General features: G+C 74.1%; 13 protein-coding genes. 11 read left to right on the forward strand and 2 right to left on the reverse strand.

Features of this window, described 5'->3' with window-relative positions; genetic code table 11:
- Nucleotides 1–44 precede the first annotated feature (44 nt).
- The gene (locus ABH925_RS29145) at nucleotides 45–566 is read right to left on the reverse strand and encodes a MarR family winged helix-turn-helix transcriptional regulator (protein ID WP_370152655.1); all 522 of its coding nucleotides are present in this window, start codon (nucleotides 564–566) and stop codon (nucleotides 45–47) included.
- Between the two features lie 148 nt (nucleotides 567–714).
- Between ABH925_RS29145 and ABH925_RS29150 the strand changes: the two genes are divergently transcribed.
- From ABH925_RS29150 to ABH925_RS29190, 9 genes are all read left to right on the forward strand, one after another.
- Complete coding sequence (locus tag ABH925_RS29150) at nucleotides 715–2061, forward strand: MFS transporter (protein WP_370152657.1); 1347 nt, start codon at nucleotides 715–717, stop codon at nucleotides 2059–2061.
- A 144-nt stretch (nucleotides 2062–2205) separates the two neighbouring features.
- Nucleotides 2206–3396: a geranylgeranyl reductase family protein gene (locus ABH925_RS29155; protein WP_370152737.1), complete on the forward strand. Its 1191-nt coding sequence runs from the start codon at nucleotides 2206–2208 to the stop codon at nucleotides 3394–3396.
- A gap of 175 nt (nucleotides 3397–3571) precedes the next feature.
- On the forward strand, nucleotides 3572–4777 hold the full coding sequence (locus tag ABH925_RS29160; RefSeq protein WP_370152658.1) for a sensor histidine kinase: 1206 nt from the start codon (nucleotides 3572–3574) through the stop codon (nucleotides 4775–4777).
- A gap of 18 nt (nucleotides 4778–4795) precedes the next feature.
- Complete coding sequence (locus tag ABH925_RS29165; RefSeq protein WP_370152660.1) at nucleotides 4796–5464, forward strand: response regulator; 669 nt, start codon at nucleotides 4796–4798, stop codon at nucleotides 5462–5464.
- A 75-nt stretch (nucleotides 5465–5539) separates the two neighbouring features.
- Nucleotides 5540–6505: an ATP-binding cassette domain-containing protein gene (locus ABH925_RS29170; protein WP_370152662.1), complete on the forward strand. Its 966-nt coding sequence runs from the start codon at nucleotides 5540–5542 to the stop codon at nucleotides 6503–6505.
- Nucleotides 6502–8124, forward strand: a complete 1623-nt coding sequence (locus ABH925_RS29175) for an ABC transporter permease (RefSeq protein WP_370152664.1) — start codon at nucleotides 6502–6504, stop codon at nucleotides 8122–8124. The genes ABH925_RS29170 and ABH925_RS29175 overlap by 4 nt, the downstream gene beginning before the upstream one ends.
- Nucleotides 8125–8256: 132 nt before the next feature.
- On the forward strand, nucleotides 8257–9021 hold the full coding sequence (locus ABH925_RS29180; RefSeq protein ID WP_370152666.1) for an enoyl-CoA hydratase family protein: 765 nt from the start codon (nucleotides 8257–8259) through the stop codon (nucleotides 9019–9021).
- A gap of 39 nt (nucleotides 9022–9060) precedes the next feature.
- The gene (locus ABH925_RS29185) at nucleotides 9061–9579 is read left to right on the forward strand and encodes an NUDIX hydrolase (protein WP_370152667.1); all 519 of its coding nucleotides are present in this window, start codon (nucleotides 9061–9063) and stop codon (nucleotides 9577–9579) included.
- A gap of 88 nt (nucleotides 9580–9667) precedes the next feature.
- Nucleotides 9668–10456, forward strand: coding sequence for a DapH/DapD/GlmU-related protein (locus ABH925_RS29190; RefSeq protein WP_370152738.1), 789 nt, complete (start codon nucleotides 9668–9670; stop codon nucleotides 10454–10456).
- On the opposite strand, the gene ABH925_RS29195 is transcribed toward ABH925_RS29190, so the two are convergent.
- Nucleotides 10449–11891 carry an MFS transporter gene (locus tag ABH925_RS29195; protein WP_370152669.1) on the reverse strand — a complete coding sequence of 481 codons (1443 nt, stop codon included), beginning with the start codon at nucleotides 11889–11891 and terminating at the stop codon, nucleotides 10449–10451. The two genes, ABH925_RS29190 and ABH925_RS29195, sit on opposite strands and share 8 nt — an antisense overlap.
- Nucleotides 11892–11962: 71 nt before the next feature.
- Between ABH925_RS29195 and ABH925_RS29200 the strand changes: the two genes are divergently transcribed.
- Both ABH925_RS29200 and ABH925_RS29205 read left to right on the forward strand, forming a co-directional pair.
- Complete coding sequence (locus tag ABH925_RS29200) at nucleotides 11963–12616, forward strand: class I SAM-dependent methyltransferase (protein WP_370152671.1); 654 nt, start codon at nucleotides 11963–11965, stop codon at nucleotides 12614–12616.
- Between the two features lie 58 nt (nucleotides 12617–12674).
- Entirely contained in the window at nucleotides 12675–13877 is a 1203-nt protein-coding gene (locus tag ABH925_RS29205; RefSeq protein ID WP_370152673.1) for an ROK family protein, read from the forward strand.
- Nucleotides 13878–14026 lie beyond the last annotated feature (149 nt).

Raw genomic sequence — 14026 nt, forward strand, 5'->3', positions numbered from 1 at the left:
GATGCGGCCGACCGTGCGGCTCCGTCCGGCCGGTCTGCCGGGGGTCAGTCCTCGCAGGCGGCCAGCAGCAGGCGCAGCAGGCGTTCCAGCTCGGTCACGTCCGGCCCGGTGAGTGCGGCGACGGCCTCCGCCTGGACGGCGAGGCCGTCGCCGACGGCCTCGTCGATCAGGCGGAGGCCGGTCAGGGTGAGGGTGACCCGCAGGCCGCGGCGGTCGTTCGGATCCGGTGAGCGGCGGACCAGGCCCGCCTTCTCCAGCTTGTCGAGCCGGCCGGTCATGCCGCCGGTGGTGAGCATCAGCGTGGCGGTGAGCTCGCGCGGCGACAGCGTGTAGGGCTCGCCCGCCCTGCGCAGCGTCCCGAGCACGTCGAACTCCCCACGGCTGATGCCGTACCGGCCGTAGGCCTCCACCATGCGGGCACCCATGGCGTTCGCGATCCGGTTGATCCGGCCGAAGACCGCCATGGCCTCGGTGTCCAGGTCGGGCCGGACCCGGCCCCACTGTTCGATGATCGCGTCCACCCGGTCGGCGGGCAGAGCAGCGGCGTCGGCGGCGTCAGGGCTCATGGCCCGATTATGGCCGCCGTCCAGCTTGCTTGCAAGGCAGCTACTTGAAGGGAAGCAACTTAGCGAGAAGCCACTTGTGGCTAAGTAGCTTAGTGCTAAGTTAATCAGCGCAAGCCCACTCTGGCCGCCGCGACTCGTTGGAGCCCGCATGTCCGTCTCCCGCCCCCGCTTCCCCGGGGAACGTGCCCTCGTCGCCGGGATCACCGTCGACGCCCTGGGCTCCGGCATGTACGTGCCGTTCAGCCTGGTGTTCTTCCGGCACGTCACCGGACTGTCGCTGCCACTCATCGGCCTGGTGCTGACCGTCACCGGGCTGCTGGGAATGACCGTGCTGCCGATGGCGGGTGCGGCGGTCGACCGCTTCGGGGCGCGGCAGATGCAGCTCGCGCTCTACGTCGTCCGAGGCCTCGGCTTCGCCTGCTACCCCCTGGCCACCAGCCTGCCGGTGTTCGCGGCCATCGCACTGGTCACCGCGATCGGCACCCGCGCCTTCCCCGCCGTCCAGCAGGCCAGGATCGCCGAGCTGGTCGGGGGCGCGGACCGCGAGCGGATGCAGGCGCTGACCCGCAGCCTCAGCAATGCCGGACTGGGTGCGGGCACCCTGCTCGCCTCTCTGCTCATCGCCACGGCCGGCGACACCGGGTACCTCGTCGCCGCCTGGCTCAACGCCGCCAGCTTCCTGATCGCGGGCCTGCTCGCCTCGCGCATCCCGGCCGCCGCCACCGCCCTCGGAGCAGCGGCCGGGCCGGGTACCGCCCGGCCGCAACGCGGCGGCGGGTACCGCCTGGTCCTCAGGGACGGCCCGTACCTCGCGCTCACCACCGCCAATCTCCTGATCGCCCTGGGCTACGCCTCCCTGGCCGTGCTGCTCCCGGTGTACGCGAGCAGCTGGCTGCACCTGCCGCAGTCCCTCACCGGTGTCACCTTCGCCGTCAACACCGCCCTGTGCGCCACCCTCGGCATCCCGGCCGCCGCGCTGGCCCGCCGTCGCTTCAGCACCCGCAACCGCGCCGCCGCCGCCGGTGCCGGGCTGTTCGCCGCGGCCTTCCTCGGCCAGGCCGTCCTGGGCACGGTCCGACCGCACAGCGTCCCGCTGCTGATGACGGGTCTGCTCGCGGCCGTGGTCCTCGCCACCGTCGGCGAGCTGGTGCACAGCCCCGCCGCCGGCGCGCTCGCCCAGTCCGCCGCCCCGCAGCCGCTGCGGGGCAGGTACCTGGCGGCCTATCAGCTCTCCTGGTCGCTCGCCAACGCACTTGCGCCGTCGCTGTTCACGCTCCTGCTCGCGCTGGACGGCCGACTGCCGTGGCTGGTGGTCGCCGCCGCGGCCCTGGTCGGCGGCGCGATACTGCTCCGCCTGGAGCGCAGCCTCCCCGCCGACGCCGTCAGCACCCGGCCGCAGGCCGCCGACGGCCGGCGGCAGAGCCCCGCGCCGACCCCGGCGCGACGCGGGGGCGGACCGGATCGTGATCGTTCTCAGCCGGTCGCTCTAGTATGAGGAACCGTGACGCAGACCCAGGATCCCAGCGGCGGTTCGACCTCCCGTGACGACGTACCGGCCGACCCGCACGGCGCCGACCAGCTCGCCGCCGAACAGCCCGGCACCGACGACCCCGCTGCCGACGACTTCGCCGCCGACGAACTGAGCACCCACGAACTGGACGGCGTCTGGGACGTCGTGGTGGTCGGTGCCGGGCCGGCCGGCGCCTCGGCCGCCTACGCCGCCGCCGCGTCCGGGGGGGACGGGGTACGGGTGCTGCTGCTCGACAAGGCGGCGCCGCCCCGCTACAAGACCTGCGGCGGCGGCATCATCGGCCCGTCCCGGGACGCGCTGCCGCCCGGTTTCGTCCTGCCGCTGAAGGACCGGGTGTTCGCCATCACCTTCGCCCTGGACGGCCGGTTCCAGCGCACCCGCCGCTCCAAGCGGATGCTCTTCGGCCTGGTCAACCGGGACGAGTTCGACCAGCGGCTGGTCCAGTGCGCGGAGAAGGCCGGTGCGGTGCTGGCCACCGGGGTCACCGTCACCGGGGTCCAGCGCAACGACGCCGACGGGGCGGTGCTCACGCTGCAGGACGGACGCACCGTCCAGGCCCGCGCGGTGGTCGGCGCGGACGGCAGCGCCGGCCGGATCGGCAACCATGTCGGCGTCAGCTTCGATCAGGTCGACCTCGGCCTGGAGGCGGAGATCCCGGTGCCGCCCGAGGTCGCCGCCGCCTGGGCCGGGCGGGTGCTGCTGGACTGGGGCGGGGCGATCCCCGGCTCCTACGGCTGGGTGTTCCCCAAGGGCGACAGCCTCACCGTGGGCGTCATCGCCGCCCGCGGCAAGGGCGCGGAGACCCGGACCTACCTCCGGGACTTCATCGCCCGCCTGGGCCTGTCCGGGTTCACCCCGTCCATCGAGTCCGGCCACCTCACCCGCTGCCGATCGGAGGAGTCGCCGCTGGCCAAGGGCCGGGTGCTGGTCGCCGGCGACGCCGCGGGGCTGCTGGAGCCGTGGACCCGTGAAGGAATCTCCTACGCCCTGCGCTCCGGACGGCTGGCGGGCGAGTCGGCGGTCAGGGTCGCCCGGGCCGCCGACGACACCGAGGTGCGCCGTCAGGCGCTGGACTACAGCTTCGCGATCAAGGCCGACCTCGGCCAGGAGATGCGCACCGGACGGCAGCTGATGACGGCGTTCGAGCGCCGCCCGCGGGCCTTCCACTTCGCGGCGCTCGGCCTGCGCCCGGCCTGGCAGGCCTTCGCCCGGGTCACCCAGGGCCACACCACCTTCGCCGGGCTCAGCCGCGAGCACGGTCTGGGCCGGCAGACCATCGACCTGCTCACCAGGCACTGAGCGGACACCGACCGCCGCGGCCAGGCGTCCCGGCCACGCACCCGGTCAGGACCCCGGCGGTCAGGTACCCGGTCGCTCGCGACAGGGGTCCGGCCGGGGCTACTACGGGTGGAGTACGGAGATCCACCGCGCCCGGCCGACGCGACGGCGGCCGCCGTTGACCTACCGTGCAGGCATGAGGCATCCCCGAGCCCGCGGCATCGAGTTCGGCGGGGCCCGCCCGCTGCGGCGGCGGGCCCGGCCGTTCCTCGCCCTGGGCGTGGCCGTTGTGCAGCTGGTCGGCACCCATGCGGCGCAGCGCACCCAGCTCGACCGGCACCAGCTGGACGCCCTCGGCTACGCGCTGCTGGTGCTCGGCCCGGCGCTGCTGCTGTTCCGGCGCCGCTGGCCGCTGCCGGTGTGCATCGGAACCACCGCGGTCGCCGTGGTCTACCTGTACGTCGGCTACGCGTTCGGGCCGATCTTCCTCAGCGTGGTGGTCGCCTTCGTCGGGGCCGTGATGGCCGGGTACCGCAGGGGCGCCTGGCTGACCATGGCCGTGCTCTACCTGACCCACCTGCTGCTCGCGCTGACCAACGGGAGCTTCCACTGGCCCGACGAACTCGGGCTGCTCGCCTGGCTCGCGGCCGTCGTGCTGGCCGCCGAGGTGATCAGGGCCCGGATCGAGCAGCGCGAGCAGTGGCGCCAGGTGTGGGCCGAGCGTGATCAGCGCATCGCGGACGAGCAGCGCCTCGCCATCGCGAGGGAACTGCACGACGTGCTGGCGCACAGCATCTCGCTGATCAACGTTCAGGCCGGGGTGGCGCTGGAACTGCTCGACGGCGACCCGGAACAGGCCCGTACCGCGCTCACCACGATCAAGCAGACCAGCAAGGACGCGCTGGGAGAGGTCCGCCAGGTGCTGGGGACGCTGCGGGCGCCCGGTCGAGGTGCCCCGCGAGCCCCGGCGCCCGGCCTGGACCGGCTCGGCGAGCTGGTGCAGCAGGCCCGCGCCGCCGGGCTGCAGGTCACCCTCGGTACCGACGGCAGGCCCAGGGCACTGCCGACCGGCGTCGAGCTCGCCGCGTTCCGGATCGTGCAGGAGGCGCTGACCAATGTCATCCGGCACTCCTCGGCGCGCACCGCGGAGGTCCGGGTGGCCTACCGGAGCACCGGGCTGACGCTGGAGGTCCGCGACCCGGGGCCGCTGTCGGTGACCGGGGGTCCGCGCGCCGGGGGGTCGGGCAGCGGGCTGACCGGGATGCGGGAGCGGGTCGCCGCCCTCGGTGGCGAGGTCACCGCCGGCCCGGACGGCGACGGCTTCCTGGTCCACGCCGAGATCCCGCTCACCCCCGCGCCACCCACGCAGGAGCAGAATGAGCGGCGGGACGATGCCGACTAGACACCCTACGGAGCCCCGATGACGATCCGCGTCCTGCTCGCCGACGACCAGGTGCTGGTTCGCGCCGGATTCCGTTCGCTGCTCGACGCCCAGCCGGACGTCACCGTGGTCGGCGAGGCGGACGACGGCAGGGCCGCCGTCGCGCTGGCCCGCCAGCTCGTGCCCGACGTCGTGCTGATGGACATTCGGATGCCCGAGCTGGACGGCCTCGCCGCCACCCGGATGATCACCGAGGACCCGGTCCTGGCAGCGGTGCGCATCGTCGTGCTGACCACCTTCGAGCTGGACGAGTACGTCTTCGAGGCGCTGCGCTCGGGCGCGGCGGGCTTCCTGGTGAAGGACACCGAGCCGGCCGAACTGGTCCGCGCGGTGCGCGCCGTCCACAACGGCGACGGGCTGCTGTCACCGGGGGTGACCCGGCGGCTGATCTCCGAGTTCGCCGCGCGCTCCAAGGAGCCGGAGGAGTCGGCCCCGCTGGCCCGGCTGACCGAACGGGAGCGCGAGGTGGTGGCGCTGGTCGGCCTCGGGCTGACCAACAGCGAGATCGCCGGGCGCCTGGTGGTCAGCCCGCTCACGGCGAAGACCCACGTCAGCAGGGCGATGGTGAAACTCGGAGCCCGGGACCGGGCCCAACTGGTGGTGCTGGCCTACGAGTCAGGCCTGGTGCGGCCCGGCTGGCTGGGCTGAGTCACCCGGAGGGGCAGGACCGTCGGCGGTCCACAGCCTGCCGGACACCCTGGCGGTCGGCGTAGATTCCCTCCTATGACAACGGCCATCTCGGTGTCCGGCCTGGTGAAGACCTTCGGCCGGACCCGTGCTCTCGACGGGCTCGACCTGTCCGTCTCCCAGGGCGAGGTTCACGGCTTCCTCGGCCCCAACGGCGCTGGGAAGTCCACCACCATCCGGGTGCTGCTCGGCCTGATCCGGGCCGACTCCGGCGAGGCCCGGCTGCTGGACGGTGACCCCTGGCGCGACAACGTCGCGCTGCACCGGCGGCTCGCCTACGTCCCCGGCGACGTCACGCTGTGGCGCAACCTCACCGGCGGCGAGACCATCGACCTGCTCGGACGGCTGCGCGGCGGCCTGGACGCCAACCGCCGCGCCGCGCTGCTGGAGCGCTTCGAGCTGGACCCGACCAAGAAGGGCCGTGCCTACTCCAAGGGCAACCGGCAGAAGGTCGCACTGGTCGCCGCGCTCGCCTCGGACGTGGAACTGCTGCTGCTGGACGAACCCACCTCCGGCCTCGACCCGCTGATGGAGGAGGTGTTCCGCGCCTGCATCGCCGAGGAGCGCGAGCGCGGCCGGACCGTGCTGCTGTCCAGCCACATCCTCAGCGAGGTCGAGGCGCTGTGCGACCGGGTCAGCATCATCCGGGCCGGCCGCACCGTGGAGAGCGGGACGCTGGCCGAGATGCGCCACCTCACCCGCACCTCGGTCGAGGCCGAACTCGCCGCCGTCCCACCGGACCTGGGCGCACTCCCGGGCCTGCACGAGGTCGAGCTGCGCGGCACCCGGCTGCGCTGCCAGGTCGACACCGACCACCTGGACCAGCTGCTCCGCGCCCTCACCGCGGTCGGTGTCCGGACGCTGACCAGCCGTCCGCCCACCCTGGAGGAACTCTTCCTGCGCCACTACGAGCCCGAGCGCGCGCAGCCGCAGCCGGAGAAGTCCCAGCCCGAAAAGTCCCAGCCGGAGCACCCGCAGCAGCCGGAAGGAGCACAGCGGTGACGCGTCCAGCGAGTGTCCTGGCCCGTCAGACCACCGGCGCAGGACCGCTACTCGGCCTCGCGCTGCGCCGCGACAAGGTCATGCTGCCGTGCTGGCTGTACGCGGCGGTCGGTTCCGTGGCCGTCACCGGCATCAGCTTCGGAAAGCTCTACCCCACCGCGCTGTCCCGGGAGGTGTTCGCCGCCACCATCAATCAGAGCGCTTCGCTGCGCGCCGTCTACGGCCCGATCTTCGGCACCGGCATCGGCGGTCTGACGGCCTGGCGGATGGCGGCCTTCGGCGGGGTCATCGTCGCCCTGATGAGTTCCCTGCTGGTGGTGCGGCACAGCAGGGCGGAGGAGGAGACCGGGCGTCTGGAGCTGATCGGCGCGGGAGCGGTCGGCCGAGGGGCTCCGCTCACCGCCGCCGTGGGCACGGCCGTGCTCGGGAACCTGCTGGTCGCCCTGCTGATCCCGGTCGCGATGATCGCGACCGGCCAGGACGCGGCGGGCTCCGTCGCGTTCGGTCTCGCCGTCGCCTGCAGCGGGCTGGTGTTCACCGGGATCGCCGCCGTGGTGGCCCAGATCACCGAGACCGAGCGGGCCGCCAACGGCGCCTGCGGCGCGCTGCTCGGGCTGGCCTTCCTGCTGCGGGCCGCCGGGGACGCGGCCGGGCCGGGCGGCCCGGGCTGGCTCAGCCGGCTGTCGCCGCTCGGCTGGACCGAGCAGGTCCGCCCCTACGGGGGCGACCGCTGGTGGGTGGTCGTCCTGGCCCTGGTCGTCGCCGCCGCGCTGATTGCCGCGGCCTTCGCGCTGGTCTCCCGGCGCGACCTCGGCGCCGGACTGCTGCCGCAGCGTCCGGGCCCGGCCACCGGCGCCGCCCGGCTGCGCAGCGCCTCGGCGCTGGCCTGGCGGCTGCAGCGCGGATCGCTGTACGGATGGAGCGCGGGCGCGCTGATCTCCGGCGCGGTCTTCGGCAGCCTCGCCAAGGGCGTGCTCAGCCTGTTCGGCGGCAACGCGCAGATCCAGCAGATCATCCAGCGGATGGGGGGTCAGCAGAGCATCGTCGACGCCTACCTGGCCACCATGGTGAACCTGCTCGGCATGGTCGCCGCGGTCTACGCGGTGCAGGCCGCGCTGCGCCTGCGCGGCGAGGAGGCGGACGGCCGGGCCGAACCCCTGCTGGCCACGGCCGTCTCCCGGCTCCGCTGGGCCTGCAGCCATCTCGCGTATCCGCTGGCCGGATCCGCGGTGCTGCTGATCGCCGGCGGGGCCGGCACCGGCGTCGCGGCCGGCGTGCTGCTCGGGGACGTCGGCGGCCGCACCGCGTCGCTGGTCGGCGCCGCCGCCGCGCAGCTCCCGGCGGTCTGGTGCATCGCGGCGGGCGCGGTCCTGGTGATCGGTCTGCTGCCGCGCCGGACCTCGGCGGCCTGGGGGATCCTCAGCGTGCTGCTGCTGATCTCGTACCTGGGCCCGGCGCTGAAGGCCGGCCAGTGGGTGCTCGACCTCTCGCCGTTCACCCACATCCCCCGGCTTCCCGGCGCGCAGTTCGCGGCTGCGCCGCTGCTCTGGCTCACCGGCCTGGCCGCGGTCCTCGCGGCGACCGGTCTCGCCGCCCTCTGCCGCCGCGACCTCGGCTGACCCGGCCGGCTGTGATCGACTCCACGCGGCCATGATCTCCCCGGGGCGCCCACCGGTGCGGCGAGCGGTAGTAACGTCGCCGCACAGCGAACACCCTCGCCGCCCGCACCCGCCCCGGAAGGACACCACCTCATGTCCGGTACCGAGCCGCTCGTCCACTACCGCGTGGAGCGCTCCGTCGCCACGCTGACCCTGGACTCGCCGCGCAACCGCAACGCGCTCTCCTCCACCCTGGTCGCCCAGCTGGAGCAGGGGCTGGCGGACGCGGGCAAGGATCCGGCGGTGCGCGCCGTGGTGCTCACCCACACCGGCGGTACCTTCTGCGCCGGGGCGGACCTCTCCGAGGCCACCTCCGGCGACGCCACCGCGAACCCGCGCCGCCTGGTCGCGGTGATGCGCGCGCTCGTGGAGCTGCCCAAGCCGGTCATCGCCAAGGTGGACGGCCATGTCCGGGCCGGCGGCCTGGGCCTGCTCGGCGCCTGCGACCTGGCCGTCGCGGGACCCAGCTCCACCTTCGCCTTCACCGAGGTACGGCTCGGCCTCGCCCCCGCCGTCATCTCGCTGTCCCTGCTGCCCCGGCTCGACCCGCGCGGCGCCGCCCGCTGGTACCTGACCGGCTCGGTCTTCGACGCGGCCGAGGCACAGCGGATCGGCCTGCTGACGGAGGCCGCGGAGGACACGGACGCCGCGCTGACCCCCGTCCTCGACGCGCTGCGGCTGGCCTCGCCGCAGGGCCTGGCCGAGACCAAGCGCCTGGTCACCGGCGAGGTGCTGCGCACCTTTGAACACGACGGCGAGTCGATGGTGGCGCAGTCCGCCCTGCTCTTCGGCTCCGCCGAGGCCCGCGAGGGCATGCTCTCCTTCCTGGAGCGCCGCCCGCCCAACTGGGCCGAGTAGCCCGGCCGGGGAGCGGCTCCGGCTGGCAGGATGCGGAGCATGACCACCGCCACCGTGCTCGCCACCCTGACCGTCCCCTGGATCCGGCCGCCGCACCGGATGGACCTGCTGCGCTCCGCCGAGGTGCCGAAGAGCCATGTCGTCACCACGGCGTTCGCCCTGGTCCTGGACGCCGAGGAGCGCACCCTGCTGACCCGGGTCGACCGGCCGGGGCGCGGGTGGGAGGTGCCCGGCGGGCACCTCGACCCGGGGGAACGGCCGGTGGCGGCGGCGGTGCGGGAGCTCGCGGAGGAGACCGGGCTGCGGCTCCAGCCGTCGCAGCTGACGCTGATGGGCGGCCAGCAGATCACCCTGCTCGGCCCGCCCCCGGCCGACTACGGCTATCCCGGACGGGCGTTCATGGCCTTCCACCTGGCCCGGCTGGACCACCGGGGCCTGCCCACGGAGCCGGATCCGGGGTCGGAGTGCGCCGAGGCCGACTGGTTCGCCCGTGACGAGGTCGCCCACCGCTGCGCGGGCGCGGCCTGGCTGCCGCTGCACAGCTCGCTGTTCGACTGACGCGCGACCATGTTCGAGTGACGTGTGACTCGTCAGTAACCCCGGCGGAACGATGCGGGTCCACTCCGGTTACCGTGTCCGCATGCCGATGCCGTTCGCCGAGAAGATACGCGCCGCCGCACGGGCCCGTGCCCGCCGGGCTGCGACGACGCTGGTCCACCGGGGCTGGCAGTGGGTGCAGGAGACCGGTTCGGTCAGCGCCGAGCGGCCGGGCCGGCTGCGCTTCGGTGCCATCGGGGAGTGCACCCGGCTGACCTTCCCGCTCGGGTCGGTGTTCAACGAGCGGTGGATCCACCTGGGTTCGCACTGCATCATCGGGGAGGGCGTCTCCCTCTCGGCCGGATTCCTGCCCGGCCTGGACCTGGGGCCGGAGCCCATCGTGACCATCGGCAACGGCTGCGTGCTGGGGCGCGACAGCCATGTCGTCGGCCACCACTCCATCACCTTCGGCGACGACGTCTGGACCGGGCCCGGCGTCTACGTCACCGACGAGAACCACTCCTACGACGACCCGGACCTGCCGATCGGCAAGCAGTGGCCGCGCAACGAACCGGTGTCCATCGGCTCGGGCAGCTGGATCGGGACCGGCGCGGTGATCCTGCCGGGGGCGACCATCGGCCGCAATGTCGTGGTGGCCGCCAACTCCGTGGTCCGGGGCGTGGTGCCGGACCACAGCGTCGTCGCGGGCGCGCCCGCACGGGTGGTACGCCGGTTCACGCCGGAGGAGGGCTGGCAGCCGCCGATCCGCACGGTCGCGCCCAAGCCGATCCCGGAGGGGATCACCCACGAGCAACTGGTCGCGCTGATCGGCTGGGACCTGCGGCTGCCCAGGACCGAGGAAGCGGACACGGCACCCGACCCGGACCCGGTCAGCTGACCTGCCCCGCACCCGCACCGTCCGCGGTGCTGCCGCAGGGAGTACGACCACCCGAGGCATCCGCCCTCCCTTCGGCCCTGACTCCGCCCGTGCGTCCGGCTCCGTCTCCGGCCCTGTCTCCGGCCCCGGGCCGTGGCAGGCCGGGGCCGGCCGAGGAGCCGGCCCGCTGTACGGCGAGGGCGGCCACCCCCGCGAGCCAGGCCAACAGCGCCACCGACACCAGCGCGTTCGGCAGACCGACCCCCTGGGCCAGGAACCCGATCAGCGGCGGCCCCAGCACCATCCCGCCGTAGCCCAGCATCGACGCCGTGGCCACGCCCTTGGGGCCGTCCAGCGCCCCGGCCCGGTCGATGGCCAGCGGGAAGATGTTCGCCAGGCCGAGCCCGACCAGCAGGAACCCGCCCAGCACCAGCGGCAGCCAGGGACTGAGCGCCGAGACCAGCATTCCGGCGCCGGCCACCCCGGCGCCGGTGATCATGACCCGGGTCGGACCGAAGCGCTCCACCAGCCGGGTGCCGCTCAGCCGACCCGTCGTCATGGCCAGCGAGTAGGTGGCGAATCCGGCGGCGGCGACGGCGGCCGAGGTATGCAGGTCGGCACTCAGGTGCAGCGTGCCCCAGTCCGCGAGCGCCCCCTCGCCATAGGCGTCGCAGAGCGCGACCACGCCGAGCAGCAGCACCAGCAGCAGCGGCCCACGTGCCCCGAGCCTGGCCCCGGCACCGGCCGCGCCGCCCCCACCGGGCACCGTTCCGGCCGGCGCTGCGGTTCCGTTCGCGACATCGTCCACCGCCGCCCGCGCCAGGTCGGCGCGCGGCGCGGGCGCGACCCGGTGGCGCAGCAGCGGGACGCCCGCCAGCACGGTCACCACCAGCCCGAACACCGCGATCAGGCCCAGGTGCCGGGCCGGGCTCAACACCCCGGCCAGCAGCCCGCCCAGGCTCGCGCCGATCAGTCCGCCCAGGCTGTACGCGGCGTGGAACGACGGCATGATCGGCCGTCGTGCCGCCGCGACCAGGTCGACGGCGGCGCTGTTGATGCCGATGTTCATCGCCCCGTAGCCCGCGCCGAACAGCAGCAGCACCCCGCCCAGGCCCAGCACCGAATGCACCTGCGGGGGCAGCGCCGCCGAGGCGCTCAGCAGCACGGCCGCGCCCGCGGTGACCGGATGGTTGCCGTACCGCAGGCAGAGCCGGCCGACGCCGGTCATCACCGCGAGGGCGCCGAAGGACACGCAGAGCAGGGCCAGCCCCAGCTGCGCCGCCGAGGCGTGCACCTCTGTCTTGATCGCCGGGATCCGGACGACCCAGCCGGCGAAGAGGAATCCGTCCAGCGCGAAGAAGACGGTCAGCGCGGTCCGCGCCGGCGACCAGCCGGCCGCGAGGCGGGTGAGAAGGGGTGGGGCGGACGTGACGACTGATTTGTTTATTTGCGGCACAAAGTCAGGATAGAAGCGCCCGGCCCACCCACACAAGTCCCGGAGAACCAGTGGGCCGGTAGCCTTCGGCCATGAGTGATCAATCGGCCCCCGCCGGGAGCGGCATCGGCCCGGCCAGGGGAACCGCTGGGTATGCCGAGGCGGCGGACGCGCTGGCGGTCCAGTACGAGGAGGTCACCTTCGGCGACGTCCACGGCGACGTGCTGCAGCTGGTTCCTGCCGAGCCCGGGCGCATCCTCGATGTGGGCGCAGGGACCGGGCGCGATGCCGCCGCACTGGCGGCCCGTGGACACAGGGTCGTGGCTGTCGAGCCGACTGCGGAGCTGCGGGCGCATGGACAGCGCATCCATGCAGACAGCGGGATTGACTGGGTCGACGACGTTCTTCCGGACTTGGTGCTGAGCCGGCACACAGGCCGGTTTGACGCGGTCTTCGCCACTGCGGTGTGGATGCACGTGGACGCCGAGGAGCGTCGACGCGCGATGGCCAGGATCGCCACGTTGCTGGTGCCCGGTGGCCGGTTCTTCGTCAATCTCCGCCACGGTCCTGTGCCCGATGGCCGTCACATGTTCGACGTGTCCCCTGCTGAGACAACCGAGCTGGGCGCTGCGTACGGCCTGCAGACGGTCCACCGCAGTGAGCGTCCCGATCTCCACGGCCGCGACGGCGTCCGGTGGAGCTGTCTCGTGCTTCAGGCGGCGGACGCCGCCGACTCACTCAACTGAGCGTTGTCAAAGCGCACGGCTGGTTTGTTTATTTGGGGCACAAAGTCAGAATGGAAGCGTGCAGCCTACCCATACGACTCCCGACCGGGGGCGCGCGGCCCTCGGTCCCGCGCTCGCGCTGATCCACAGCGGCGCGGCGCCGACCCGCTCCGTGCTGACCGGCGCGCTCGGGGTGACCCGGGCCACCGCCGGGGCGATCACCGGCGAGCTGCAGGCGCTCCGCCTGATCACCGTCGACGCCCGGCCCGCCGGGGGGACCCGGGGCCGGCCCTCGCACCGGCTCGGCGTCGACCCGGCCGGGCCGGTGGTGCTGGCCGCGCAGATCCACGCGGACGGCTTCACCGTCGCGGTGGCCGGGCTGGGCGGTGTCCTGCACGCCCACCGGGACCATCCGCTGCCGGACCGCGCCACCCCCGAGCGGGTGCTGCACGCGGTGGTCGCGGAGGCGGCCCGGGTGATCGCCGCCGAACCGCGCCGCTGCGTCGGCTTCGGCCTGGCCGTCCCCACCCCGGTCGCGCTGCCGGAGCGGATCGCCGTCGCGGCCATGTACCTCGACTGGCCGTCCGGTACGCCGATCGGCCGACTGCTGGAGGACGAGGTCGAGGCAGCCGGGCTGGGCATCCCGGTGGACCTGGCCAATGACGCCAACCTGGCCGCGCTGGCCGAACACCGCCACGGCGCGGGGCGTGGCGCGCGGCACCTGCTCTATGTGACCTCCGGTCACCGGGGCGTCGGCGGGGCGCTGGTGGTGGACGGCAGGCTGCACACCGGCAGCGGCGGGCTGGCCCTGGAGGTGGGGCAGGTGGTGGTCGACCCGAACGGACGCCGGTGTCCCTGCGGCAACCGTGGCTGCCTGGACGTCGAGGCCGACCCGCCCGCGCTGCTGGCCGCGGCCGGACGCGAGGACGACCCCTCACGCCCGCTGTTCGACCAGACCGCGGAGGTGCTGGCCGCTGCGGCGGCGGGGGACCGGCAGGCCCGCGCGGGGGTGGAGCACGTCACCGACCGGCTGGGCCTGGGCATCGCCGGGGTGATCAACATTCTCAACCCGGACCGGGTGGTGCTCGGCGCGTTCCACAGCGCGCTGCTGGCGGCGGATCAGGACCGGCTGCCGAGGGTGGTCCAGGAACGCTCGTACTGGGGGCGCAGCGGGTGCATCCCGATCGTGCCCGCCTGCCTGCCGCGCTCGGAGCTGGCCGGTGCGGCCGAACTCGCCTGGGCCCCGGTCCTCGCCGACCCCCTCGCCGTCCTCGCCCGCTGACCCGGCAGCCGCAGGCCGCTGGCCGCTGGGGCGGGGCGGGGCGGGCGGCGCGGCATCGGGCGGAGTAGCGGCGGAGTAGGGCGGGACGGGGCCGGTACTCCCGGGGGAGCAGGGCAAGTGCCCGCCGGTGCACGACGACCGGCGGGGGT

This window comes from Streptacidiphilus sp. EB129 (assembly GCF_041262645.1).
GTDB lineage: Bacteria > Actinomycetota > Actinomycetes > Streptomycetales > Streptomycetaceae > Streptacidiphilus.

What these genes read in the sequence shown, in the direction of transcription:
- ABH925_RS29145 (WP_370152655.1), bottom strand. Translation starts at nt 566, where the DNA reads ATGAGCCCTGACGCCGCCGACGCCGCTGCTCTGCCCGCCGACCGGGTG.
- ABH925_RS29150 (WP_370152657.1), top strand. Translation starts at nt 715, where the DNA reads ATGTCCGTCTCCCGCCCCCGCTTCCCCGGGGAACGTGCCCTCGTCGCC.
- ABH925_RS29160 (WP_370152658.1), top strand. Translation starts at nt 3,572, where the DNA reads ATGAGGCATCCCCGAGCCCGCGGCATCGAGTTCGGCGGGGCCCGCCCG.
- ABH925_RS29165 (WP_370152660.1), top strand. Translation starts at nt 4,796, where the DNA reads ATGACGATCCGCGTCCTGCTCGCCGACGACCAGGTGCTGGTTCGCGCC.
- ABH925_RS29170 (WP_370152662.1), top strand. Translation starts at nt 5,540, where the DNA reads ATGACAACGGCCATCTCGGTGTCCGGCCTGGTGAAGACCTTCGGCCGG.
- ABH925_RS29180 (WP_370152666.1), top strand. Translation starts at nt 8,257, where the DNA reads ATGTCCGGTACCGAGCCGCTCGTCCACTACCGCGTGGAGCGCTCCGTC.
- ABH925_RS29185 (WP_370152667.1), top strand. Translation starts at nt 9,061, where the DNA reads ATGACCACCGCCACCGTGCTCGCCACCCTGACCGTCCCCTGGATCCGG.
- ABH925_RS29190 (WP_370152738.1), top strand. Translation starts at nt 9,668, where the DNA reads ATGCCGTTCGCCGAGAAGATACGCGCCGCCGCACGGGCCCGTGCCCGC.
- ABH925_RS29200 (WP_370152671.1), top strand. Translation starts at nt 11,963, where the DNA reads ATGAGTGATCAATCGGCCCCCGCCGGGAGCGGCATCGGCCCGGCCAGG.